Here is a 22,817-nt window from a genome sequence, read left to right as displayed (position 1 = left end):
CTACTCCATCACCGTTTTCGTCAGCGCCGAGCGTGCGAACTTCTTCAGCGGCATCGGCTTGCCGAACAGGAAGCCCTGCACGAGGTCGAAGCCGAGCTCGTTGGCGACGACGAGGTCGGCGCGGCTCTCGACACCTTGCGCCACCGCGCGCGCGCCATAGCCCTTCGCGAGCTCGACGATGTGACGGCACACCGTGCGCTTGAGCCGGTCGTTGCCGCTGCCGGTGACGAACTGGCGGTCGGCCTTGAGCTTGACGAAGGGAATCCGCTCCAGCTCCATCAGCGCCGGCCAGTTGGCGCCGAGATTGTCGATCGACAGGCCGATATTGTGCAGGCCGACCTCGCGCGCGACCTCGGTGAGAAGATCGAGGTCGCGGATCGCCTCCTCGCTGTCGATCTCGACGGTCAGGCCGCCGAAAGCCGGATGCGTCGGCACGCGGCGGCAGAGATCGCGCACCGCCTGCGGCTCCCTGAGATAGGAGGCGGGAAGATTGATCGACAGATCGACCGGGCTCTGTTGCTCCAGCAGATAGTGCCAGTCCTGCATGGCACGGTCGATCACGAACTCCGACAGGTCGCGCAGATGCGGATCGTGCGGCTCCGGAATGAAATAGGCCGGCGGCACGACGCCCCAGGTCGGATGCCGCATCCGCACCAGCGCCTCGGCGCCGCTGCGGACCAGCGTGCGCGCGTCGATCTTGGACTGGTACCACAGCTCCAGCCAGCCGGCATGCAGCGCTTCGCCGACATGGACCGCCGGGCTCGGCGCCGGCTCCTCCGGCAGCAGCATCGCCACGCGCTCGCGCAGCGTCTCCGCGGCAAAGGGCGTGGTCAGCGGCGGCAGCATGGCGAGGCCGTATTCCTCGCCGACCTGCCGCACGGCCCTGACGATGATCGATTCGCGCGCGCCGACCGCCAGAACCTTCCCGGCGAAGGCCTCACGCACCAATATCTCCAGAAACCGTCCCGGCTCGATGCCGTCGGTGGCGACGCCGAGCAGGATCAGATCCGGCAGTTCGCTGGCGAGCACCGTCTGCAATTCGTCCGCACTGGCGCATTCGCTGGTGACGAAGCCGAGATCCTCGAGCACTTCGCTGAGGAAGGCGCGCAAGTGACGCTTGCTGTCGGCCACGCAGGCCCGCGGCGTCACCTTTCGTCGCCCGAAGGTCACAGGCCTTCGTCCGACGAGTTCAACCATCCCATCGTTCATCTACACCACTCCCGTTCCGTGACGGTTTCTTAAACGGCGAGCGTGGGTTCAAATAAGGAGAGCTTCACATCGTTGTTGAATTATCTGAGTAACGTTAAACCCTGCAACTCGAGCTAATTTTTCGACAGTCTGTGCGAAAAGAATTTGCATACCCCGGCACCGCACGCTCAACGACTGCCAGCGCTCGCAGAATCGCCCGCACGCGATGCCGGGAACGTCTGTTCGTCGACGGACGCAGGCGGCGGCGAGGCGGTGTGCCCTTTCGGAGCACCATCGACGCATCGGAGGATGAATCGCAGCCGCCCATTCGGACTGCGCCCGATGCAGCCGCGTGCATTGGGGCGAGCGACAGGCAAGCCGGACGACCCGCATGCGCGCGGGGCGGGCATGTTTCGCTGACGCTCGCGATGGTTCTGCGACATCGCGGCGGCGCCTGCGGCCGCGAATGTGAAGCGCATTACACGCGGATTGCCGCACTTGCGCTAATGCTCCGCGCAGCCGGTGGTGGGCTGTCGAGGATTACGACCATGACGACACGGCGAATGGTTTACTGGTGGTTCCGGATCGTGATGTCAGGGCGATTCCTCGATCGCTTCCTGTGCCTGCCGCGCGTGCATTAGGCGCCAGATCAGCTCTGCCCGATCAATTTGCGAAACGCCGCGGCGCCGTCCTGCACCGCGTCGCGTCCCTTCCAGGCCAGGTAAGTCAGCTTGCCCGAGAGCGTGTCGTGGCTCCGCAAGCGACGCGAGCCGAGGATGTGGCCGACATTGGACGGGAACCGGCTCACCTCGGCCGCCACCAGGGTCGCGATCGCGTCCATCAATTGCTGAAGGCGGACGCCCCATTCGCAATTCTCGATGCCGTCGATGCGCACCTTGAGCGCATATTCGGTGTCGTAGATATCGGCGAGCAGGTCGCGGGCGATCAGCACCCGATTGTGCCGGAGCGCGACACGAAGCGCGAGACGCTTGTCGTCGAGCCGGTCGAGCACCATGTGAACGACGCAGGCATAGGGCGTGGCGGCGACATCACTGGCGCTCTTGCTTGCGGCAGCCTTGGTGGCGAGCCGGACCAATTGCCAGGACGTCGTCAGGCGCCTCGCCACCAGCGCCAGCGCGAAGGGCAGTGCTTCGGGGTGGGCCTTCTTGAAGGTGTCGAGCTGTGCGGTGATCTGAACCACCTGGCCATCGTCGAACTTCGCGATCTTGTCGGGCAGCTTCTCGTTGAACTTCGGCAGCGCATCGCCGGCGCGCAGCACATGCAGCATCTTCCTGACGTCGTCGAAGGCGCTGCGCGAGGCCGTGTATTGCGCGAGCTTGCCGCGCGCGAACTCGGTGCTGTCCACTGATGCGAAGGTGCTCTCGAGAACCTTGACGACCTTGGTCTGGAAGGTCGAGGCAACCTTCAAGACCTCCTTCTGGTTGTTCACGGCGATCTGGTCGTTGATCGCCTTGATGTAGTCGCGTGCCATGGTCGGCAGCAGGTCGCGGCAGATCCACTCCCAGATCGGAGTGAGGGTGTTGCGCGAGATCCGTCCCATGTTGGCGTGCTCGGGCGCGCCGTCGATCAGCAGCAGCTCGAGCGGCGCGAAGAAATAGCGCGAAGGGCTGGTGGCGCGCGCCTGGGTCGATCCGTCCTTGCGAAATTCGGCGCGCAAGCGGGACTGGATCTCGCTCGAACCCGGCATGTCGATGCCGCACAGCTCGAGCCGCTCGAGCTCGCTGAGCAGACAGCTGCGAGACAGCGGCGTCAGCCGCTGCAAGAATTCCGACAGCCGATCGATCTCGTTCATGGCACGCAATCTTTCGCAGCGTTTCCCGCAGGCGTGCAGGTCAATGCGTGGGAGGCATTTGCGCGCTCTCAATCTCGCCAAGAGAAGCAAGTCGCCGTTAATTATTCCGTAAAATCCGGGGGGAGCGCGGCCGGACCGGGCGATCAGGGCCCGCCTGCCGTCCGATTCCGGCTGAATTCAACCTTCGCGGGGGCGGCCGCGGCCTCGCGCAAGCACAAATTGTGCCGATGCCGCCATTTTAGCGCAAAGCCGCCGAAATCACCGTAGTCTTACGGAGCAAAAAGTTAACCACAGGCCGCCCCCGGTTCCGCTAAATGAGTGACATGGGGTCACAGAATGATACGGCCACCGATTCGCGGCCGTCGGAATGGTACGACAGCAGCGCCGCGGCAACCGAAGAGCTCGATTTGGTCCGCCTGAGCGCCGCCCGGGCCAAGGCAGCCGACGAAATGGCTGCGGCCATCGCCCGCGAGCTCAACGGCCCCCTGACTGCGCTGCTGCTCTATATGGGCGAGATCAAGCATCACAGCGATCAACTCGCGCCGGCGACCGGCGATCGAGCCTATTTGCAGCGGGTGGTCGAGAATGCGCTGGCACAGACCGAGCGCGTATGCGCCCTGGTCAAGCAGCTTGCCGGCCCCGACAAGGGGGGCCTGCCGGTCCCGTCCAGCGCCGCGGACACGGACACGAAGGCCCTGCGCGCACAGCAGAACCCGCGCGTGCCGAGCGCCGAGCTCCTCGGACTGTCGGGCCAGAAGCGCCTCACCAAGCGCGAGCGCGAGGTGCTGAGGCTGATCAGCGAAGGATATTCGAACAAGCAGGGTGCGCTTCGGATGCAGATCAGTCCGCGCACCTTCGAGAGCCATCGTGCCGAGGCGATGCGCAAGCTCGGTGCGCGCAACACCGCGGACCTGGTCCGCGCGGCCCTGCTGCATTCGATCGACTGAGGGGGCCGCCGGTGGCGGCCCGGGCTCGGCGAAATCCGGTCGCGCTCAGAAATAGTCTTCGGCGAAGGGGCGCGCGCGCGAGGCGGGGCGCAGCGGCTTGATCACTTCCTTCGGCCCGTTCGGAATGATCGTGATAGTCCAGCGGGGCGGCATGCTCGATTCCTGCTCCAGCACCGAACGCACGAACCCCGTCACCGTCGAGTCGCCAGCCTTCACCGTGGCCATCCGGCCGTTGAACTGTGCGATGCGGAAGCGGCGAACCTCTTTCTGGTCCGCAGTCTCAAAGGTGAACATGGACAACCCTCCTGGTTTGCCGCGACTATCGCCACCTATGATTAGCCATCTCTAAATATCCCAAGCCGTAGAAGTACGGCGGGAATGCACGCGCGGGTGGTCAGCGCGGCTCCTGCGCGCGCGCGGCGGCATAAGCCGCATCCATCAGGTCCAGGAGATCGCCGAATTCGACATCGCCGAGTCTCTCCGCGGTCTTCTCCAGCGTCAGCGCCAGCGCCGCCAGCCTGACGTAGCCGAACGTTCCGGCCGCGCTCTTGAGCGAATGCGCTTCGCGCGCGATCCTGCCATGGTGCTGGGCGAGCGCAAGCGTCCGGAATTGCTGCAGGCGCGCGGAGGTCTCGCTCCAGAACACCTCGCGCACCTCGCGGGCCCCGTCCTCGCCGATCTCGCGCACCAGCGCTTCGTATGCGCGCCCCTCGCGCGCAGGCTCGGCATCAAGCGCGTTATGCGCGGGCGCGACGGTGACGTCAAACATGGTCTTGCTGCCTTGATCACGGGTCGTTTGCCGCGCGGCACGTGCCGGCGCGAGCGGCCCCCGTGTCTACCGCACGCCGATTTCAGTTCCGGTAGCAGGACCTGAGGTGTTTGCAGGCCGGCATTAGCCGGCGGTTCACCATGCGGCCGCGGTCAGCGCGCGCCGAGCAGCCGGTCGTACTGCGCCTTCACGGTGGCGTAGCATTCGCAGGCCGTCTGGCGCAGGCCGTCCAGGTTGAGGATCTGGATGTGGCCGCGGCTGTAATGGATGAAATTGGCCTGCTGCAACGTGTTGGCCACCAGCGACACGCTGTTGCGACGCGCCCCGATCATCTGCGCCATGGCCTCCTGGGTCAGCAGCAGCCGGTAATCGGCGGACAGATCATGCGTGTGCAACAGGCAGCGCGCCAGCCGCGCCTCCACCGGATGGGCGGCGTTGCAGCCCGCGGTCTGCTGCACCTGGGCATAAACCGCCAGCCCGTGGCGCGTCAGCAGGGTGCGCAGGGTGCTGCTCTGGTCGGCGGCGATCCGCAGCCGGTCGAGATCCATCACCGACGCAAGGCCCGGCATCAGCACGATGGCGGTGTTCAACGCGCTCGCATCGCCCATGGTCGAGAGCGTCCCGAGCAAGCTGTCGCGGCCGATCATGGCGACTTGAACATGTTCGCCCCTGGCGAGATTCACCACCAGCGAGATGACGCCGCGGTGGGGAAAATAGGCGCGCTTCAGCGTCTCGCCGCTCTCGACCAGCACGGCGTCATGGGGCAGGTCGACTGTCCGCAGGTGCGGGCGGATCAACTCATAATCGTCTGGCGGAAGTGCGGACAGGAAACCGTTGGACGAGCGCACCATCGTTTCCAAAGCTGCCTCCCGTGTCCTGCCGATTGCACCGCGCGATGCCCAAAGTCACGTGCGGCGCCGCAGCTTCGATCATGTTCCCCTCGGGATATGTTGGCAATTGGGACAAGATGTCCGCCCCGGCGATCGTTCCTGGAGGCGAAGTTCATGCCGGTACACAATTGATGGGCCCAGCCGTCGTCACGGCACGGCTCCCACGAGGCGGAGATGGGAGACCTTCGCCATCGCATAGCACTCGCAAGACGTCGCTTGCAGCGCCCGCAGGTCGCGGATCTCGATGTGGCCCCGGCTGTAGTGGATGATGCCGGCGCGCTGGAGGTCATGCGCCACCAACGAGATGGCATTGCGCCGGACGCCGATCATCTGCGCCAGCGCCTCCTGGGTCAGCGGCAGGATTTCACCGGGGGAGAGGTCGCGGGCGCGCAAGAGCCAGCGCGCGAGCCGCGCCTCGACCGGGTGCAGCGTATTGCAGAGCAGCGACTGCTGCGCATGCGCGAGCAAGAACTGCTCGTGGCGCATGATCAGCTCGCGAAACGACGCGCTTGCGGCTGCGACGGCCCGGAAAGCTGCGATTTCCAGCACAGAAGCGGTCCCGGGAAACAGCACGGCCGCGTCCGACAGTGCGATGCCGTCGGCCAGCGCGGCGCCGCCGCCGACGACGCTGTCGCGGCCGAGCATCGCGATCTCGATCGTCTGACCGTCGGACAGGCCCACCGTGAGCGAGACCGAGCCGGCATGCGGGAAGTGGACATATCTCAGCGCGGCACCCGCTTCACCCAAGACAGACTTCCTGACCATTTCGATCGTCGCCAGATGCGGACGCAGCAGCTCGAAAGCCGGCGGGTCCAGCAATTGCAGCAGCTGATTGGGCGGAGTTCCGCTCGCGGTCATGCAAGTCAATCCGGCGGGGTTCGATGGAACAATTCCGCGGGCGTTCGTTGTTCAGTTGCGCGGCCAACACAAACTATTGTAAAGGTTGCATCGGCGTCCATATACCCGTTACAGGGCAGACAGGCCGTCCGATTTGCGGCCGAAATGAGAAGGGCGTCGATTCGCTGGTGAGCGATGGCGTCTCCTGCAAGGGCATGCAGGAAAAAGCGGTAAGGGGGGCCTCATGAGCCGGGAGCACTGCATCCGCGCCGCCATCGGGCGACTGATGACCTGCGCCCTCTCGTCCGCCGAACGCGTGACGATCGTCCAACATTGCTCTGGGTCCTGGCGCGCGATGGCCGCGCAGCTCGATTCCGTCGTCTCCGTTCTCCTCGGTCCGCCAACGACGTTTGCGGCCATTCCCTCTCTTGATCGAAAGCAAAGGAGAAAGGCGTGCCCCACGGTCCAATGATTGAAACGCCCAAGCCGGACGCTCACGAGAGGACCGAGGGTCGATACCATATTCTCGTCGTCGACGACGACCCGATGGTGTGCATGGCCATCGAGGTCTATCTTCAGCGCAACAACTTTCGAGTGACGATTGCCGATGGAGGTGAAGCCGGACTGCGCGCTCTCGAACATGGACAGGTCGACCTGATGATCGTCGATATCTTCATGCCGCACATGCGCGGGTTCGAATCGATCCGGCTCTTCCACGAGCGCGCGCCGGTCGTTCCGCTGATCGCGATGTCCGGCTACGCCTTCGCCGATCTGAATTCGCCTGCACCCGACTTCCTCCGGATGGCGCTGGAGCTCGGTGCCGCACGCTGTCTGCGCAAGCCATTCACGCCGCACGCGCTGCTCGCCGCCATCAACGATTGCCTGGCGGAGCATCGTCCCGACGACGGCATGGCCGCGCGATTGGGTTAGCGCGGCGCCGGCCGCCATGACAACGAGGTAATCGTTCGTTTACCTCAAACGCCGGATCTGCAGCGCGGGGCGACAACGCGAAACCGAGCCTGCGAGCGCATTGCCGCTCGCGCGCGGTCCGGTCCGACGTTCCGCACGCTGGCCCTATGGTCCTTCACGAGCAGGACTTTCGCGTGCGCTTCGCCCCGTCGTTGTCGTCGGTGCGTCACCGCATGCTTCCCGGCGCTGCGGCGCGCAGCCGGATTTGCCGAAAAGCGCTGCTGCGTTCCGCCGAACCCCAAACTTCTCATCAATATCCGTATTAGCACGGAGGATGAAATTAACGGGACTGTGAAAGGGGTTGTCTAACGATCCAAGAGGAGGGCTTCCGTCCGTGCCAAGGATGGCTCAGGCGTCGAAGTCCGGATTCAAGTCAGTGTTCAGGTCAGTAAGGCGTAGCTCATGGATGATCTGTTGCGGGAGTTTCTGACGGAGACCAGCGAGAGCCTGGACACCGTGGACAATCAATTGGTGAAGTTCGAGCAGGAGCCGAACAACGCCAAGATCCTGGATAACATCTTCCGCCTGGTCCACACCATCAAGGGCACTTGCGGCTTCCTCGGCCTGCCGCGGCTGGAAGCGCTGGCCCATGCCGGCGAGACCCTGATGGGCAAATTCCGTGACGGCATGCCGGTGACGGCCGAAGCCGTGACGGTGATCCTGTCCTCGATCGACCGCATCAAGGAGATCCTCGCAGGTCTCGAAGCCACCGAGGCCGAGCCCGAGGGCAACGACCGCGACCTCATCGACAAGCTGGAAGCCATGGTCGAGCAGGGCATGGCCGCCATGTCAGCGGGTGCAGTCGCTGCCGCTCCCGTCGCCGACGCCCCGCCGCTGGCGCCGGAAGCCCCGGTCGCCGCACCCGCCAAGGAGATGGCGACGGGCACGCTGATCGACCAGACCCTGGAGCGTCCGCTGCGTCCGGGCGAGGTTTCGCTCGACGAGCTCGAGCGCGCCTTCCGCGAGACCGCGATCGAAGCGCCGGTGCCCGCGCCGGTTGCCAAGCCCGAGGTGAAGGCCGAGGTGAAGGCCGAGGTTGCACCTGAAGCGCCGGCCGCCAAGGACGCAAAACCCGCCAAGGAGAAGGCCGCGCCGAAGAAGTCGATGGCCGACGAGGGCGCCGGCGAGGGCGCGTCCATCGCCAACCAGTCGATCCGCGTCAACGTGGATACGCTGGAGCACCTGATGACCATGGTCTCCGAGCTGGTCCTGACCCGCAACCAGCTCCTGGAGATCTCCCGCCGCAACGAGGACACCGAGTTCAAGGTGCCGTTGCAGCGCCTGTCCAACGTCACCGCCGAGCTGCAGGAAGGCGTCATGAAGACGCGCATGCAGCCGATCGGCAATGCCTGGCAGAAGCTGCCCCGCATCGTCCGCGATCTCTCATCCGAACTCGGCAAGCAGATCGAACTGGAGATGCACGGCGCCGACACCGAGCTCGACCGCCAGGTGCTCGACCTGATCAAGGACCCGCTCACCCACATGGTGCGCAACTCCGCCGATCATGGCCTGGAGACCCCCGCCGAGCGCCTCGCATCCGGCAAGGGCGAGCAGGGCACCATTCGCCTGTCCGCCTATCACGAGGGCGGCCACATCATCATCTGCATCGCCGACAACGGCCGCGGATTGAACACCGAGAAGATCAAGGCCAAGGCCATCTCTAGCGGTCTCGTCACCGAGGCCGAGCTCGAGAAGATGAGCGAGGCCCAGATCCACAAGTTCATCTTCGCGCCGGGCTTCTCCACCGCAGCCGCCATCACCTCGGTCTCCGGGCGCGGCGTCGGCATGGACGTGGTGCGCACCAATATCGACCAGATCGGCGGCACCATCGACATCAAGTCGGTGGCCGGCGAGGGAAGCTCGGTCACCATCAAGATCCCGCTGACGCTCGCCATCGTCTCCGCCTTGATCGTGGAAGCCGCCGGCGACCGCTTCGCCATCCCGCAGCTCTCGGTGGTCGAGCTGGTGCGGGCCCGCGCCAATTCCGAGCACCGCATCGAGCGCATCAAGGACACCGCGGTGCTGCGCCTGCGCAACAAGCTGCTGCCGCTGATCCACCTGAAGATGTCCTCGCGCGAGATCGCCGGCGTGCTCAATCTGCGCGGCCGCATCGTCACCGTGGTCGACATGCGCGCCCGTCTCGGCCTGCCGCAGCCCGAGGACGGCAAGGTGCCGATGGCGGTCGGCGTCGACCTGCGCGGCGAATCCTACGGCCTTCTGATCGACCAGATCGGCGAGGTGCTGCGCCTGCCCGAAGCCGGCATGGAAGAAAACCCCGTCAACCTCGATCCCCGCATGGCCAAGCTCGCCGGCGGCGTCCACCGCCTCGACGGACAGCTCATGGTCGTCCTCGACGTCGATCGCGTCCTCGAGCTCGAAACCAAAGCGCAGATGGCCGCGTGAGCCAACGAAACATCGGAGCCGGAGAACCGAAATGAAAACCTGCTTGGTGGTCGATGATTCCAGCGTGGTGCGGAAGATCGCGCGCCGGATCCTGGAGGGCCTGGAATTCGAAGTGACCGAGGCCGAGGACGGCTCGAAGGCACTCGAGATCTGCCAGCGGCAGCTGCCCGACGCGGTGCTGCTCGACTGGAACATGCCCGTGATGGACGGTTTCGAATTCATGGGCCACATGCGCCGCCTGCCCGGCGGCGACCAGCCCAAGGTGGTGTTCTGCACCACCGAGAACAATGTGGCTCATATCGCCCAGGCGCTCAGCGGCGGCGCCAACGAGTACATCATGAAGCCCTTCGACAAGGACATCATCGCCGACAAGTTTGCTGAAGTCGGCTTGCTCCCGGTCGGACAAGCCATGGCCTGAGCGAATCTGGCCCGCGCATCTGGTCAGAATGTTCCAGTACAGCTTCGAAGAGGCTACCAGTGACCCCGACCGAGTATGAGTACCTGCGTAAGTTCCTGAAGGACAATTCCGGTCTCGACCTGTCCGCAGACAAGCAATATCTGATCGAAAGCCGCCTGCTGCCTCTGGCCCGCAAGGCCGGTCTCTCCGGCATCGCCGAGCTCGTGCAGAAGCTGCAAGGCGGCTCGCGTCAGCTGATCACCGACGTGGTCGAAGCCATGACCACCAACGAGACCTTCTTCTTCCGCGACAAGGTCCCGTTCGATCATTTTCGCGACACCATCATGCCCGAGATCATCAAGGCGCGTGCCGGCAAGCGCAGCGTGCGGATCTGGTGCGCCGCCGGCTCGACCGGGCAGGAGCCCTATTCGCTGGCGATGTGCCTGAAGGAGATGGGCGCGGCCCTCACCGGCTGGCGCATCGAGATCATCGCGACCGATCTGTCGCAGGAGGTGCTGGAGAAGGCCAAGGCCGGAATCTACAGCCAGTTCGAGGTGCAGCGCGGCCTGCCGATCCAGATGCTGGTCAAATATTTCAAGCAGACCGGCGAGACCTGGCAGGTCAATCCCGAATTGCGGGCGATGATCCAGCATCGCCAGCTCAACCTGCTGCACGACTTCTCCCAGCTCGGCACGTTCGACATCATCTTCTGTCGCAACGTGCTGATCTATTTCGACCAGGACACCAAGATCAACATCTTCAACCGGCTGGCGCGCCAGATCGAGCCCGATGGCTTCCTGGTGCTGGGCGCGGCCGAGACCGTGGTCGGTCTGACCGATACGTTCCGCCCGATCGCGGACCGGCGCGGCCTCTACAAGCCGAACGATCCGCGTGCCGCGGCCGCCAAGCCGGTCCTCGCCGGCGCGTCGCCGCGCCTCGCGGTGATGGCAGGACGATAGACATGGCCGAGGATGGCAAGGGTACCGAACGCGTGACTTTCAGTCGCGGCTATGATGTCTGCATCATGGCCATCGACGGCACCTGGCGCCGCGACTGCAAGCTCAACGCGATCTCCGACACCGACGCCATTCTCACGGTGGAAGGCTCGATTCAGGGATTGAACCTGAAGGAGTTCTTCCTGCTGCTGTCGTCCACCGGCCTTGCCTATCGCCGCTGCGAGCTGGTCCGCGTCAACGGCGCCGAAATGGACATCCAGTTCCTGCGCGGCAAGAACAGGAAGAAGCGCGGCGCGGCCGGCGGCCATGACGCCGCGGCGTGATCCGCCCGCGTCCGTGACCGTCCTTTCCGATCTCTTGCTTCACACTTTCTGAAGATTTCGAAGCGAATTCGCGCCGGCAGTTTTACGTGGCCTCAGCGCGAACATTGTATCCGTTGACCGTCTCAATCTCAGGATACGGAAATGCCCAGAAGTCCTCTTTCGCCCATGACGTCAAACCTGCCCGACGGCGCCGAACGGCGTGCGCTTCAGCTTCTGGTGGTCGATGACGACGCCACGCAGCGCAGCCTGATCACCGTCGCCGCCAAGCAGGCCGGGCACGAAGTCACCGTGGCGCCGTCCGTGGCGAATGCGATCGAGAAGCTGCGCACCGCCCGCTTCGATTGCGTGACGCTGGATCTCGTGCTGGAGGATGGCGACGGCATCGACGTGCTGCGCGAGATGGCGGCGGCGAAGTTCGGCGGAGCCGTGATCGTCATCAGCGGCATGGACGGCAAGCGCCGCAGCGCCGCTCGCAGCTTCGCCCGGTCCGTCGGGATCGAGCTCCAGAGCCTGCCGAAGCCGCTCGACCTCGCGGCCCTGCGCATCAGCCTCGCCAATCTGGGCAAGATCGCCATGGGCCTTCCCGCGATCCACACCTGGGGCGGTGTCGCTACCGACGCGATCGTGGAACGGCACCGCGCTTAGGGCTCGCGGAGTTGCCATGCGGTCGGCGTTCAGCGCCGATCGCGCTCTATGTCGGGTTGCCGAATTCCGACAGCTGTCGCAGGGCTTGGCCGAGTTCAGCCCGGCAGGCGTTGAGGGCGGCGCTGGCCGTGGCATAACGGGGCGTCACGTCGTCGAGCACCACAATCTCGCTGGAACCCGAAACACCGCCGGCGTCTTCTTCCTCCATGGCCGCGTCGATCAGACGCATACTGAGGTCGATGCGCGCGATCAGAGAGCGAAGTTCGGCTGCAATCAGCTGACGGCTGTCGGTGTCAGCCATCGCGGCGAGCGGGGGTGTGCCAGCGTAATTTAGCATGGATATTCTCCGTCCCCCGCAATAAGGCACCTTGCCGCTACTTGTGCGTTAAGTCCATGTCCCGTACAAATACGGGTGGGCCGAATCCGCGCCGATTGCCATAACGGTTGGCGCGGACGCGAGTCCTTCATGCCAACCGGATGTGGCACATGGCCGAACAAAGCTCTCGCGGTGAAATCTTCGTGGTCGACGACGACCCTGCCGTTCGCGACACTCTGTCGATGGTGTTGAAGGCGGCGGGTTATGAGGTGATCTGTTTCGCGGACGGGGCAGCGCTGCTTTCCGTCGCGCGCAACCGCACGCCGGCTGCAATCCTGCTCGACGTGCACATTCCCGGAAAGTCGGGGCTCGACATTCTGAAGGAGCTGCAGGGCGAGGATTATCCGGCGCCGATCTTCATGATCTCCGGACAGGGCGACATCACGATGGCGGTGGGCGCGATCAAGAGCGGCGCGCTCGACTTCATCGAGAAGCCGTTCCGCGGCAGCGAGATCGTCGGCCGGCTCGATGAGGCGATCGGCGCCTATGCTCGCAGGCAGGCGGAGAACGCCTCGCCGAAATTCGGCTCGTTGCATTTCCCCGGACGCGAGCCGCTGACGCGCAGGGAGCGCGAGGTACTCGAGCAGTTTGCTTCCGGCGCGTCCAACAAGGAAGCCGGTCGCACGCTCGGCATCAGCCCGCGCACGATCGAGGATCACCGCGCCAACATCATGAAGAAGCTCGGCGCGCGCAACGCCGCCGATCTGATCCGCATCGTGATGACCGCGGCCCAGCGCGCGTCGTAGGCGTTGGTTCTCTTTCCTGCCCCGGACGCGGTGTATCATGACATGATGCGCCGCCGAGCCGGGGCCCATCTCTCCTGGCCGACGGTTTCGTAGCCCGGATGAAGCGCAAGCGTAATCCGGGATTTGCGCGCGCCGCACGACTTTCCCGGATTGCGCTGCGCTCCATCCGGGCTACGGAAGCCTCACCCGCTCAGAGCCTTGCGGATGATCCGCGCCAGATCCGATTTGCGATAGGGCTTGGCCAGCAGCATCACGCCGGAATCGAGCCGGCCGTGATGGATGATCGCGTTCTCGGTATAGCCCGAGGTGTAGACCACCTTGAGATCGGGCCGCGTCTTCATCAGCTCGTCGGCAAGCTGCCGTCCGTTCATCTTGCCGGGCATGATGACGTCGGTGAACAGAAGGTCGAACGGCTTTCCGGCGGCGACGATCGCGAGCGCCTCCGCGGCGTTCGCGGCCTGCAAGGTGACGTAGCCCAGCGAATGGAGCTGCGCCAGCACGTAGTCGCGCACCAGCCTGTCGTCCTCGACCACCAGGATCGTCTCGTGCCCGCCTTCGATGGCCGCCGGCGTCACGCCCTCGCCGGCCGCCGTCGGCGTCTTGCCGGGCGGCAGGTACATCTTGATCGTGGTGCCGTGGCTTTCCTCGCTGTAGATCTTGATGTGGCCCGCGGACTGCTTGATGAAGCCGTAGACCATCGACAGCCCGAGCCCGGTGCCCTTGCCCGGCCCCTTCGAGGTGAAGAAGGGATCGAACACCCTGGTCAGCAGGTTCGCGGGAATTCCGGTGCCGGTGTCGCTCACGGCGATCAACACGTAGTGCCCCGGCGACACGTCGTTTGCGTTGGCGTAGGCCTCGTCGAGATAGGCGGCGCCGGTCTCCAGGATCAGCTTGCCGCCGCCGGGCATGGCGTCGCGGGCATTGAGCGCGAGGTTGAGGATCGCGGTGGTGAGCTGGTTGGGATCGACGATCGCGACGCAGTTCTCGTCCTCGAACACGGATTCGATCTGGATCTGCTCGCCCAGCGTCGGCCGCAACAGCTTCGCGGTGTCGACCACCAGCGAGTTGATGTCGATCTCGCGCGGCTGGAGCGGCTGCTTGCGCGCGAAGGCGAGCAGGTGCTGGGTCAGGTCGGCGCCGCGCGCGGCCGCCTCGTCGATCATCTTCGTGATGGCCGCAAGCTCCGGCTCCTTCTCGACCGCCTCCGCGAGGATCTCGATCGTCCCCGTGATGACAGTGAGGATGTTGTTGAAATCGTGCGCCACGCCGCCGGTGAGCTGGCCGATCGCCTCCATCTTCTCGGCGTGACGGATGCGCTCCTCGGCGGCGATCTTGTCGGTGAGGTCGCGGTAGAAGATGTTGAACAGCAGGCCCTCGCGGCGCTTCAGCGCGGTGACGCTCAGCTCGGCCTTGAATTCCTTGCCGTCGCGGCGGCAGCACATCAACTCGCGGCGCCGGTTCAGCGTCCTGCCGCTCTCGCTCGCCAGGAACTGCGTCAGACCCGCCCTGACTCGCTCGCGCTGGCTCTCGGCGACGATGAGGTCGATCGTGCTCTTGCCGAGCACGTCCTCGCGGCGCCAGCCGAACAGCTGCTCGGCCTGCGAGTTCCAGTTCAGGATGCTGCCGGTCTCGTCGGTCTGGACGAAGGCGTCGAGCGAGGTCTCGATGATGTTGCGGGCGAGCCGCTCGCTCTCGCGCAGCGATTCCTGCGCGAGCCGCGCTTCCGTCATGTCGCGTCCCACGAAGAAGAAGCGATGCGCCTGCTCGGACCAGCTGCCGAGCCAGGACAGCCAGACCTCGTGTCCGCCCTTGTGGAAGCAGCGCGTGTCGTCGATCTTGGGACGCTCGCCGCGCCGCATCGCACGCATCTCGGTGCGGGATCGCTCCAGAAAGTCCGGATGAATGAAGTCGGCGCCGCTGCGGCCGATCATCTCCTCCGGCCGATAGCCGAGGATGGTCGCGCTGCTCGGACTGATCTGTGCGATATGGCCCCGCGCATCCATGATCATGATCAGGTCCTGCGAGGTGTCGAAGATCTGCCGGCGCTCCTCGAGCTGCTGCTGGAGCTGCCGCTCGGCCCGCCGCGCCTCGGTGAGGCTGTGCGCGGTCCCCGAGACGCCGATGATCTCGCCGGACGGACCTTTGATCGGCGACAGGCTGAGCGAGATTTCGACCGGCGTGCCGTCCTTGCGCAGGCGCACCGTCTCGAAGCGTTCGATCGGCTCGCCGCGCGCGATCCGCGCCAGATAGTCCTTGCCCTGCTCGCGGCGGTCCGCCGGCACGATGATCGACGTCGGCTTGCCGATCGCCTCGTCCGCCGAATAGCCGTACAGACGCTCGGCGGCCGGATTCCAGCCCGTGATGACGGCATCGAGCGTCTGCATCACGATCGCATCGTCGGAGGATTCGATCGCGGCGCTGAACAGGCGCTCGCGCGCCGCGTGATGGCTGCGCGCGGCCTCGGTGCGGCGATGCTCCTCGATCTCGCGTTCGAGCGCAGCGGTCTTAACCCGGGTTTCCTCGACCATCTGCGCGAAGGCCCGCGCCAGCACGCCCGTCTCGCCGCCAGCATCGACGGGAATGTCCGCCGGGCGCCCGCTGCCGATGGCCTGGACTGCTGCGGTCAAGCGGCCGATCGGACGCGTGAGCGAGCGCGCCAGCAGCACCGCCAGCACGGCCGCGGCGACGACGGCCAATATGCCGACCAGCAGGGACGTCTTCTGGATCGCTGCCGGTACGAGGCCGAACACGGGCGCGGGAATTGTCTCGATGACGGCGACCCATTCCTTGCCGGCAAGCAGCGCAGGGGCAATGGCCGCGCCGCTCGGCCGGCCCGACCCATCGGTCATGAGTCGCGTGGATACGTCCTGCGTGCCCGTCAGAGCCGCGAAGTAAGGGAAGTCCTTGCGCCAGTCGCCGGGACGGTCGCGCAATGTGCCCAATTCGCGCGCGCGATCGGGATGAACGAGATAGTCGCCGTGCGAATTCACGACGTAGATCTCTCCTCCCGAGGCCGCCGTCGCGCGGACCTGGTCGAGGGCCGGCCGCATGTCGATATTGGCGACGATGATGCCGAACGGCTTGCCGTCCGGTGCGAATAGCGGCGTCCCCACCCGGAGAGTCGGGATGTGAGGAGTCGTGGTGCCCCCTTGGCGGGTGGCGAGATCGACGGGTGACACATAGATCTCGCCAGACGGCAGCCGGATCGTTTGCTGAAAGTACGGTCGGTCGCTCTTGCTCTCCAGCTCGTTGTCCGGGGCGATCCGGGCGGTTCCGTTCGGTCCGGAGCGATCGACACGGACGAGTTCGCGCTGGTCGTTATCGATGCCGATGATCCGAAACTGCCCATAGATGGGTTTGGCCTCGATCTCGGCCGCGAGCCGCGTGGCGATACGCTCGCGCCAGGTTTGCTCCGAGACGCCGTCGGCAGGATCGGTGCCGCCGCCGGTGTGAGCGCGGATGAGGCCCTGGATGGCCGCCGCGGCGCGATAGCCGATCAGGTCGCCGCGCGCTCCGGAAACGTAGGATTCCAGATTGGCGGCCAGCAGGCGCGACTGGGCCTCGACCCGTTCCAGGACCCGCGGAATGACCGCTTGCGTGGTGTTGCGATAGCCCAGCCAGCCGACCGCGGCCACGGTGACCGCCACCAGCAGGATCATGGCGACGGCGAGCCGCGTGGCGAGTGTCATGGGAATGCTCGCGGGACTTCCCGGATGATCGCGGCCGATCCGGCCTGAAGCAGAGGAGGCCTCGTTATCGGCGGCCGGAGCTGACATCGGACCCCTCCGGCTCGCCCGCCTTCAGGCAGCCATCGACTGCGGCGAGCAGTGCGCCGGGCCGGAACGGCTTTTGCAGGCTTGCCACCGCGCCGAGCTTGGTCGCCATATTCAGGAAATCGGGTTCCGCATAGGCATCCGGCGCGGCCGAGCGGCCGGAAATGACGATGATGGGAATGGCCGGGGCCAACGCCCGGATGTGACGCATCGTCTCCAGCCCATCCATGCCAGGCATGAAGATGTCGAGGAACAGCAGATCGAACCGGCCGGCCTCGAACAGCGCCAGCGCCTTGCGGCCATCGCCGGCGAGGCTGACCTGATGACCGGCCCTCTCCAGGAGCAGCCGGATCGTGATCTGAACGGCCGGGTCGTCATCCACGATCAGGATGTTGGCCACGTCTAAATTCCTCCGCGCCGGACGGGACATTCCCATCGGCGCAAATCAAACCATTAAAGATGAAATTGTTGCGCGGATTCCGCCCGGCCTGCAAGCACTTCGCGCGATGACGCTCCCGGTCGGCGGCTGTTGCTTCGTATCGCAATATATGCACGTTTTCGTGCATAGCGGAAGGCTGGGCCTTGCGCATCCGACCACTTGCGAGGAGTGAACGGCGTGTGGGAAGAGCGGGCGAACTCGCAGAGGAAAAGAATGACCAAGAAGAAAACACCCGACCAGCTCCGTAGCGCGCGCTGGTTCGCGCCCGACGACCTGCGCTCGTTCGGCCACCGCTCCCGCGCCATGCAGATGGGATACGCGCCGGAGGAGTGGAAGGACCGCCCTGTTATCGCGATCCTCAATACCTGGTCGGACGCGCAGCCCTGCCACATGCATTTCAAGTCGCGGGTCGACGACGTCAAGCGCGGTATCCTGATGGCCGGCGGGCTGCCGCTGGAGCTGCCGGCGCTGTCGCTGTCGGAATCGCTGCTCAAGCCCACCACCATGCTCTACCGCAACCTGCTGGCGATGGATGCCGAGGAGCTGCTGCGCAGCCATCCCGTCGACGGCGTGGTGCTGATGGGCGGCTGCGACAAGACCACGCCGGCGCTGCTGCTGGGGGCCACCTCGATGAACATCCCGGCGATCTATCTGCCGGCGGGCCCGATGCTGCGCGGAACCTGGAAGGGCAAGACGCTCGGCTCCGGCTCGGACGGCTGGAAGTATTGGGACGAGCGCCGCGCCGGGAAAATCTCGGACAAGGATTGGCTCGACATCGAGGCCGGCATCGCCCGCAGCTACGGCACCTGCATGACCATGGGCACCGCCTCGACCATGACGGCGATTGCCGAGGCGATCGGCATGACCTTGCCCGGCGCCTCCTCGATCCCTGCTGCTGACGCCAACCATATCCGCATGGCCAGCGAATGCGGCCGCCGCATCGTCGAGATGGTGTGGGAGGACCTGACGCCGAAGACGATCCAGACCCGCAAGGCGTTCGAGAACGCGATCGCGGTCGCGATGGCGATGGGCTGCTCCACCAATGCCATCATCCATCTGATCGCCCAGGCCCGCCGCGCCGGCCAGGACATCGGCCTCGACGATTTCGAGATCGCAAGCCGCAAGGTGCCCGTCATCGCCAACGTGCGGCCGAGCGGCGACACCTACCTGATGGAGGACTTCTTCTATGCCGGCGGCCTGCCGGCGCTGATGGGCCAGATCAAGCCGCATCTGCATCTCGACTGCATCACGGTCACCGGCAAGACGCTGGGTGAGAACATCGAGGGCGCGGAGGTGCACAATGCCGACGTGATCCGCAGCGTCGACAATCCCATCTACAAGGAGGGCGCGCTCGCTGTGCTCAAGGGCAATCTCGCGCCCGACGGCTGCGTGATAAAACCCTCCGCCTGCGCGCCGCGCTTCCTCAAGCACACCGGCCCGGCGCTGGTGTTCGACGATTATCCGTCGATGAAGAAAGCGGTCGACGATCCCAATCTCGACGTTACCGAGGATCACATTCTCATCCTGCGCAATGCGGGACCGCAAGGCGGGCCGGGCATGCCGGAATGGGGCATGCTGCCGATCCCGACCAAGCTGGTGAAACAGGGCGTGCGCGACATGGTGCGCATCTCGGATGCGCGCATGAGCGGCACCAGCTATGGCGCCTGCATTCTGCACGTTTCGCCGGAATCCTATATCGGCGGCCCGCTCGCGCTGGTGCAGAACGGCGATCGCATCACGCTCGACGTCGCCGCGCGCACCATCAATCTCGACGTGAGCGAAGCCGAGCTCGAGAGGCGCCGCGCCGCCTGGAAGCAGCCCGAGCGCCGCTTCGAGCGCGGCTATGGCTGGATGTTCACAAAACACATCAAGCAGGCCAATGACGGCTGCGACTTCGATTTCCTCGAGACCGATTTCGGCGCGCCGATCGGCGAGCCGTCGATTTATTAGCAACCCGTCATTCCGGGGCGCCGCGAAGCGGCGAGCCCGGAATCCATACTCCCGATCGTGGTTATGGATTCCGGGCCTGCACCGCTATGCGGCGCATCCCGGAATGACGATCGGAGAGAGCGTACCAAATGACAAAACTCAGCGAAGCCACCCGCACAAAACTCAAATCCGTCTCTACCGCGACCGTCGCCACCGCCTTGTTCAAGCGCGGCCTGCGCATCCAGATGATCCAGGACGTCCATCCCGTCGGCCCCAACCAGCCGATCATGGTCGGCGAGGCCTTCACGCTGCGCTACATGCCGGCGCGCGAGGATCTCAACACCATCGACGTCTTCAGGGATCGCTCGCATCCGCAGCGCAAGGCGGTCGAGGATTGTCCGGCAGGCAGCGTGCTGGTGATGGACAGCCGCAAGGACGCGCGGGCGGCCTCGGCAGGCGCGATCCTGGTGACGCGCTTGATGAAGCGCGGCGTTGCCGGCGTCGTCACCGACGGCGGGTTTCGCGATTCCGCCGAGATCGCCAGGCTCGGCATCCCCGCCTATCACCATCGCCCGAGTGCGCCGACGAACTTGACGCTGCACCAGGCGATCGAGATCAACGTCCCCATCGGCTGCGGCGATGCCCCGGTGTTTCCCGGTGACGTCATCCTCGGCGATGCCGACGGCGTCATCGTCATCCCCGCGCATCTCGCCGACGAGATCGCGAACGAGACCTTCGAGATGACCGCGTTCGAGGATTTCGTCACCGAGGAGGTCGGCAAGGGCCGCGGCATCTTCGGCCTCTATCCCGCGACAGACCCGCAGACGCTCACCGACTTCGCGGAGTGGCGGAAGAAGAACGGGCGGTAATGCGGCCCGCGCAGAATAACTACGTCGAGGCGCAAGGGCGGAGACGGACAAAGCTGCCGTAGGGTGGGCAAAGCGAAGCGTGCCCACCTCGCTTTAGTTGTTGAGAGATGGTGGGCACGGCGCTAGGCGCCTTTGCCCACCCTACAAGGCTGCGGTGATGGCTACACCTCGGCCTCCGCCATCCCCGCCGCCCACAGCGCGAACGCATAGACGATCGCGACTTCGTCGAGCCGGTCGAATCGCCCCGACGCGCCGCCGTGGCCGGCGCCCATGTTGGTGCGGAGCAGAACCGGGCCGCCGCCGGTCATGGTGGCGCGCAGGCGCGCGATCCATTTGGCGGGCTCCCAATAGGTGACGCGCGGATCGGTCAGGCCGCCCATCGCCAGGATCGCCGGATAGTCCTTTGCGGCGACATTGTCGTAGGGCGAGTAGGACAGGATGGTGCGGAAATCCTCCTCGCTCTCGATCGGGTTGCCCCATTCCGGCCATTCCGGCGGCGTCAGCGGCAGCGTGTCGTCGAGCATGGTGTTGAGCACGTCGACGAACGGCACTTCGGCGACGATGCCGGCGAACAATTCGCCGGCGCGGTTGGCGACCGCGCCCATCAGCATGCCGCCCGCCGAGCCGCCATGGCCGACGATGCGCTTGGCGCTGGTGTATTTCGCATCGATCAGCGCACGGGCGCTGGCCGCGAAATCGTCAAAGCTGTTGGTCTTCTTCTCGCGCTTGCCGTCGAGGTACCAGCCCCAGCCCTTGTCGGCGCCGCCGCGGATATGGGCGATGGCATAGACGAAGCCGCGGTCGACCAGCGACAGGCGGTTGGCGTTGAACGAGGCCGGCATCGCCATGCCGTAGGAGCCGTAGCCGTAGAGCAGGAGCGGCGCCGTGCCGTCGAGCTTCAGCCCGCGGCGATGCAAGATCGAGACCGGCACCTCGGCGCCGTCATGCGCCTTCGCCATGATGCGCGTGGTGACGTAATCGGCCGCGTCGTGGCCGGACGGGATCTCCTGGCGCTTGCGCAAGACGCGCGTGCGCTTGACCATGTCGTAGTCGTACACCTCTGACGGCGTCGTCATCGACGAATAGGCAAAGCGCAGATTGGTCGTCTCGAACTCGTAGGAGCCCATCGTATCCAGCGAATAGGCGGCCTCGTCGAAGGCGATGGCGTGCTCCTCGCTCAAAGCGAGATCGCGGATCACGATCGACGGCAGCGCATTGGCGCGCTCCAGCCGCACCAGATGGCCGGCATAGAGATCGAGGTCGATGATGTAGATCCCGGGCCGATACGGGATCAGGTCGCGCCAGTTCTTGCGCTCGGGCGCGTGAAGCGGCGCGGTGACGATCTTGAAGTCGATGGCGTCATCGGCATTGGTGAGGATGAACAGCTCGTCGCCGCGGTCGGCCAGCGAATATTGCACGCCCTCCTCGCGCGCGGCGACCAGGCGCGGCGGCGCCTCGGGGTTCGCGAGATCGATCAGCCGTTGCTCGCTCGTTTCGTGGTCGCCGCCCGCGATCACGCAGAAACGGCCGCTGGTGCTCTCGTGCAGATGGGTGAACCAGCCGGCGTCCTGCTCCTCATAGACCAGAATGTCGTCGGCCTGCTTGGTGCCGAGCCTGTGGCGCCAGACCTGCATCGGCCGGTGATTGTCGTCGAGCCTCACGTAGAAGAAGCTTTTGCAGTCAGCGGTCCAGACCACGCCGCCGTCGGTCTCTTCAACAAGATCATCCAGATCGCTTCCGGTCGCCCAGTCGCGCACACGGATGGAGAAATATTCCGAGCCCTTGGTGTCCGCGCTCCAGGCCTGCAGCTTATGATCGTTCGAATGGCGGCTGCCGCCGAACTTGAAATAGGCGTGGTCCTTGGCGAGCGCGTCGCCGTCGAGCACGATCTCGCCGTCGCCGCCCTCGCGCGGCATGCGGCCGAACAGCTCGTGCTGCCCGCCCTCGCGAAACCGGCGGAAATAGGCGAACGGACCATCCGGCGACGGCACGCTGGAATCGTCCCCCTTGATCCGTCCGCGCATCTCGCGCACCAGCGTCTTCTGCAAGCCCGCGGTATGGCCGAGCAGGCTCTCGGTGTAGCCGTTCTCTTCAACCAGATAGTTGCGGATATCAGGGTCGAGCACCGCGGGATCGCGCAGCACCTCCTGCCATTTCGCGTCCTTCAACCAGGCATAGTCGTCGGTCACGGTGATCCCGTGCCGCGTGAAGGAATGCGGTCGGCGCGGCGCGACGGGGGGCTTCGAAGCTGCTTTGGCCTGGGTCACTCGGTCCTCGTTCAGATGCTATCCGCGGCGCGCCGCGTTCCCTTATATCGCCCCGATTCCACGAATTGCCAGCGCGTCTGCTAGAGCCGAATGGCTTTAGGTTGAGTGAATCGCCGCAGCCCGTTCACCTCTCCCGCTTGCGGGAGAGGTCGGCGCGAAGCGCCGGGTGAGGGTTCTCTCCTCTTGGGGAGTGTCCCGTTGCGGAGACACCCTCTCCCCAACCCTCTCCCGCAAGCGGGAGAGGGAGCGCACTTCCGTCCCGGGAGCCATCAAACCATATC

19 protein-coding genes and 1 pseudogene are annotated in these 22,817 nt (G+C 65.3%); 10 read left to right on the top strand and 10 right to left on the bottom strand.

Features of this window, described 5'->3' with window-relative positions; all coding sequences use genetic code 11:
* Both DCM79_RS04530 and DCM79_RS04525 read right to left on the bottom strand, forming a co-directional pair.
* The gene (locus tag DCM79_RS04530; protein WP_257178835.1) at positions 1 to 1,209 is read right to left on the bottom strand and encodes an EAL domain-containing protein; all 1,209 of its coding nucleotides are present in this window, start codon (positions 1,207 to 1,209) and stop codon (positions 1 to 3) included.
* A gap of 628 nt (positions 1,210 to 1,837) precedes the next feature.
* Complete coding sequence (locus DCM79_RS04525; RefSeq protein WP_257178834.1) at positions 1,838 to 3,001, bottom strand: hypothetical protein; 1,164 nt, start codon at positions 2,999 to 3,001, stop codon at positions 1,838 to 1,840.
* A 323-nt stretch (positions 3,002 to 3,324) separates the two neighbouring features.
* Between DCM79_RS04525 and DCM79_RS04520 the strand changes: the two genes are divergently transcribed.
* Positions 3,325 to 3,948, top strand: coding sequence for a LuxR family transcriptional regulator (locus DCM79_RS04520; RefSeq protein ID WP_257178833.1), 624 nt, complete (start codon positions 3,325 to 3,327; stop codon positions 3,946 to 3,948).
* A gap of 45 nt (positions 3,949 to 3,993) precedes the next feature.
* Here DCM79_RS04520 and DCM79_RS04515 read toward each other — a convergent pair whose 3' ends face one another.
* From DCM79_RS04515 to DCM79_RS04500, 4 genes are all read right to left on the bottom strand, one after another.
* Complete coding sequence (locus tag DCM79_RS04515) at positions 3,994 to 4,242, bottom strand: hypothetical protein (RefSeq protein ID WP_257178832.1); 249 nt, start codon at positions 4,240 to 4,242, stop codon at positions 3,994 to 3,996.
* Positions 4,243 to 4,342: 100 nt separating this feature from the next.
* Entirely contained in the window at positions 4,343 to 4,717 is a 375-nt protein-coding gene (locus DCM79_RS04510) for an Hpt domain-containing protein (RefSeq protein ID WP_257178831.1), read from the bottom strand.
* A 152-nt stretch (positions 4,718 to 4,869) separates the two neighbouring features.
* Positions 4,870 to 5,568: a Crp/Fnr family transcriptional regulator gene (locus DCM79_RS04505; RefSeq protein ID WP_257180693.1), complete on the bottom strand. Its 699-nt coding sequence runs from the start codon at positions 5,566 to 5,568 to the stop codon at positions 4,870 to 4,872.
* Positions 5,569 to 5,754: 186 nt separating this feature from the next.
* A complete protein-coding gene (locus DCM79_RS04500; RefSeq protein ID WP_257178830.1) occupies positions 5,755 to 6,465 on the bottom strand; it encodes a Crp/Fnr family transcriptional regulator in 711 nt (236 codons plus the stop codon).
* A gap of 447 nt (positions 6,466 to 6,912) precedes the next feature.
* Here DCM79_RS04500 and DCM79_RS04495 point away from each other — a divergent pair, with 447 nt between their 5' ends.
* The 6 genes and pseudogenes from DCM79_RS04495 (at position 6,913) to DCM79_RS04465 (ending at position 12,137) form a co-directional block, all read left to right on the top strand.
* A complete protein-coding gene (locus tag DCM79_RS04495; RefSeq protein WP_257180692.1) occupies positions 6,913 to 7,374 on the top strand; it encodes a response regulator in 462 nt (153 codons plus the stop codon).
* Positions 7,375 to 7,815: 441 nt separating this feature from the next.
* A pseudogene (locus DCM79_RS04490) lies at positions 7,816 to 9,786 on the top strand (chemotaxis protein CheA); the annotation flags it as partial.
* 61 nt (positions 9,787 to 9,847) lie between these two features.
* Positions 9,848 to 10,234, top strand: a complete 387-nt coding sequence (locus DCM79_RS04480; protein WP_028133211.1) for a PleD family two-component system response regulator — start codon at positions 9,848 to 9,850, stop codon at positions 10,232 to 10,234.
* 59 nt (positions 10,235 to 10,293) lie between these two features.
* Entirely contained in the window at positions 10,294 to 11,172 is an 879-nt protein-coding gene (locus tag DCM79_RS04475) for a protein-glutamate O-methyltransferase CheR (RefSeq protein WP_257178829.1), read from the top strand.
* A 2-nt stretch (positions 11,173 to 11,174) separates the two neighbouring features.
* On the top strand, positions 11,175 to 11,492 hold the full coding sequence (locus DCM79_RS04470; protein WP_027563592.1) for a hypothetical protein: 318 nt from the start codon (positions 11,175 to 11,177) through the stop codon (positions 11,490 to 11,492).
* A 141-nt stretch (positions 11,493 to 11,633) separates the two neighbouring features.
* Positions 11,634 to 12,137: a response regulator gene (locus tag DCM79_RS04465; protein WP_126260585.1), complete on the top strand. Its 504-nt coding sequence runs from the start codon at positions 11,634 to 11,636 to the stop codon at positions 12,135 to 12,137.
* A gap of 46 nt (positions 12,138 to 12,183) precedes the next feature.
* On the opposite strand, the gene DCM79_RS04460 is transcribed toward DCM79_RS04465, so the two are convergent.
* Positions 12,184 to 12,474 carry a hypothetical protein gene (locus DCM79_RS04460; protein WP_257178828.1) on the bottom strand — a complete coding sequence of 97 codons (291 nt, stop codon included), beginning with the start codon at positions 12,472 to 12,474 and terminating at the stop codon, positions 12,184 to 12,186.
* 149 nt (positions 12,475 to 12,623) lie between these two features.
* Between DCM79_RS04460 and DCM79_RS04455 the strand changes: the two genes are divergently transcribed.
* Positions 12,624 to 13,259, top strand: a complete 636-nt coding sequence (locus tag DCM79_RS04455) for a response regulator transcription factor (RefSeq protein ID WP_257178827.1) — start codon at positions 12,624 to 12,626, stop codon at positions 13,257 to 13,259.
* Between the two features lie 182 nt (positions 13,260 to 13,441).
* Here DCM79_RS04455 and DCM79_RS04450 read toward each other — a convergent pair whose 3' ends face one another.
* Both DCM79_RS04450 and DCM79_RS04445 read right to left on the bottom strand, forming a co-directional pair.
* The gene (locus DCM79_RS04450) at positions 13,442 to 17,035 is read right to left on the bottom strand and encodes a PAS domain S-box protein (protein WP_257178826.1); all 3,594 of its coding nucleotides are present in this window, start codon (positions 17,033 to 17,035) and stop codon (positions 13,442 to 13,444) included.
* The gene (locus DCM79_RS04445; RefSeq protein ID WP_257178825.1) at positions 17,013 to 17,432 is read right to left on the bottom strand and encodes a response regulator; all 420 of its coding nucleotides are present in this window, start codon (positions 17,430 to 17,432) and stop codon (positions 17,013 to 17,015) included. Before DCM79_RS04445 ends, DCM79_RS04450 begins: the two co-directional genes overlap by 23 nt.
* 252 nt (positions 17,433 to 17,684) lie before the next feature.
* Here DCM79_RS04445 and araD point away from each other — a divergent pair, with 252 nt between their 5' ends.
* Together araD and DCM79_RS04435 are read left to right on the top strand one after the other, a co-directional pair.
* The gene (gene araD, locus DCM79_RS04440; protein ID WP_257178824.1) at positions 17,685 to 19,421 is read left to right on the top strand and encodes an L-arabinonate dehydratase; all 1,737 of its coding nucleotides are present in this window, start codon (positions 17,685 to 17,687) and stop codon (positions 19,419 to 19,421) included.
* Positions 19,422 to 19,549: 128 nt separating this feature from the next.
* Positions 19,550 to 20,269 carry a ribonuclease activity regulator RraA gene (locus DCM79_RS04435; RefSeq protein WP_257178823.1) on the top strand — a complete coding sequence of 240 codons (720 nt, stop codon included), beginning with the start codon at positions 19,550 to 19,552 and terminating at the stop codon, positions 20,267 to 20,269.
* Between the two features lie 161 nt (positions 20,270 to 20,430).
* Here the strand turns inward: DCM79_RS04435 and DCM79_RS04430 are convergent, their stop codons facing one another.
* Entirely contained in the window at positions 20,431 to 22,536 is a 2,106-nt protein-coding gene (locus DCM79_RS04430; RefSeq protein ID WP_257178822.1) for a S9 family peptidase, read from the bottom strand.
* Positions 22,537 to 22,817: the final 281 nt, after the last annotated feature.

The organism is Bradyrhizobium sp. WBOS07 (genome assembly GCF_024585165.1).
GTDB classification, from domain to species: domain Bacteria; phylum Pseudomonadota; class Alphaproteobacteria; order Rhizobiales; family Xanthobacteraceae; genus Bradyrhizobium; species Bradyrhizobium japonicum_B.
Note: the sequence above shows the minus strand (reverse complement) of the source record. Positions and strands in the feature narration are given on the sequence as shown.

What these genes read in the sequence shown, in the direction of transcription:
- DCM79_RS04520 (WP_257178833.1), top strand. Translation starts at nt 3,325, where the DNA reads ATGGGGTCACAGAATGATACGGCCACCGATTCGCGGCCGTCGGAATGG.
- DCM79_RS04500 (WP_257178830.1), bottom strand. Translation starts at nt 6,465, where the DNA reads ATGACCGCGAGCGGAACTCCGCCCAATCAGCTGCTGCAATTGCTGGAC.
- DCM79_RS04460 (WP_257178828.1), bottom strand. Translation starts at nt 12,474, where the DNA reads ATGCTAAATTACGCTGGCACACCCCCGCTCGCCGCGATGGCTGACACC.
- DCM79_RS04470 (WP_027563592.1), top strand. Translation starts at nt 11,175, where the DNA reads ATGGCCGAGGATGGCAAGGGTACCGAACGCGTGACTTTCAGTCGCGGC.
- DCM79_RS04450 (WP_257178826.1), bottom strand. Translation starts at nt 17,035, where the DNA reads ATGTCAGCTCCGGCCGCCGATAACGAGGCCTCCTCTGCTTCAGGCCGG.
- araD (WP_257178824.1), top strand. Translation starts at nt 17,685, where the DNA reads ATGACCAAGAAGAAAACACCCGACCAGCTCCGTAGCGCGCGCTGGTTC.
- DCM79_RS04455 (WP_257178827.1), top strand. Translation starts at nt 12,624, where the DNA reads ATGGCCGAACAAAGCTCTCGCGGTGAAATCTTCGTGGTCGACGACGAC.
- DCM79_RS04465 (WP_126260585.1), top strand. Translation starts at nt 11,634, where the DNA reads ATGCCCAGAAGTCCTCTTTCGCCCATGACGTCAAACCTGCCCGACGGC.
- DCM79_RS04505 (WP_257180693.1), bottom strand. Translation starts at nt 5,568, where the DNA reads ATGGTGCGCTCGTCCAACGGTTTCCTGTCCGCACTTCCGCCAGACGAT.
- DCM79_RS04495 (WP_257180692.1), top strand. Translation starts at nt 6,913, where the DNA reads ATGATTGAAACGCCCAAGCCGGACGCTCACGAGAGGACCGAGGGTCGA.
- DCM79_RS04510 (WP_257178831.1), bottom strand. Translation starts at nt 4,717, where the DNA reads ATGTTTGACGTCACCGTCGCGCCCGCGCATAACGCGCTTGATGCCGAG.
- DCM79_RS04515 (WP_257178832.1), bottom strand. Translation starts at nt 4,242, where the DNA reads ATGTTCACCTTTGAGACTGCGGACCAGAAAGAGGTTCGCCGCTTCCGC.
- DCM79_RS04435 (WP_257178823.1), top strand. Translation starts at nt 19,550, where the DNA reads ATGACAAAACTCAGCGAAGCCACCCGCACAAAACTCAAATCCGTCTCT.
- DCM79_RS04525 (WP_257178834.1), bottom strand. Translation starts at nt 3,001, where the DNA reads ATGAACGAGATCGATCGGCTGTCGGAATTCTTGCAGCGGCTGACGCCG.
- DCM79_RS04530 (WP_257178835.1), bottom strand. Translation starts at nt 1,209, where the DNA reads ATGAACGATGGGATGGTTGAACTCGTCGGACGAAGGCCTGTGACCTTC.
- DCM79_RS04480 (WP_028133211.1), top strand. Translation starts at nt 9,848, where the DNA reads ATGAAAACCTGCTTGGTGGTCGATGATTCCAGCGTGGTGCGGAAGATC.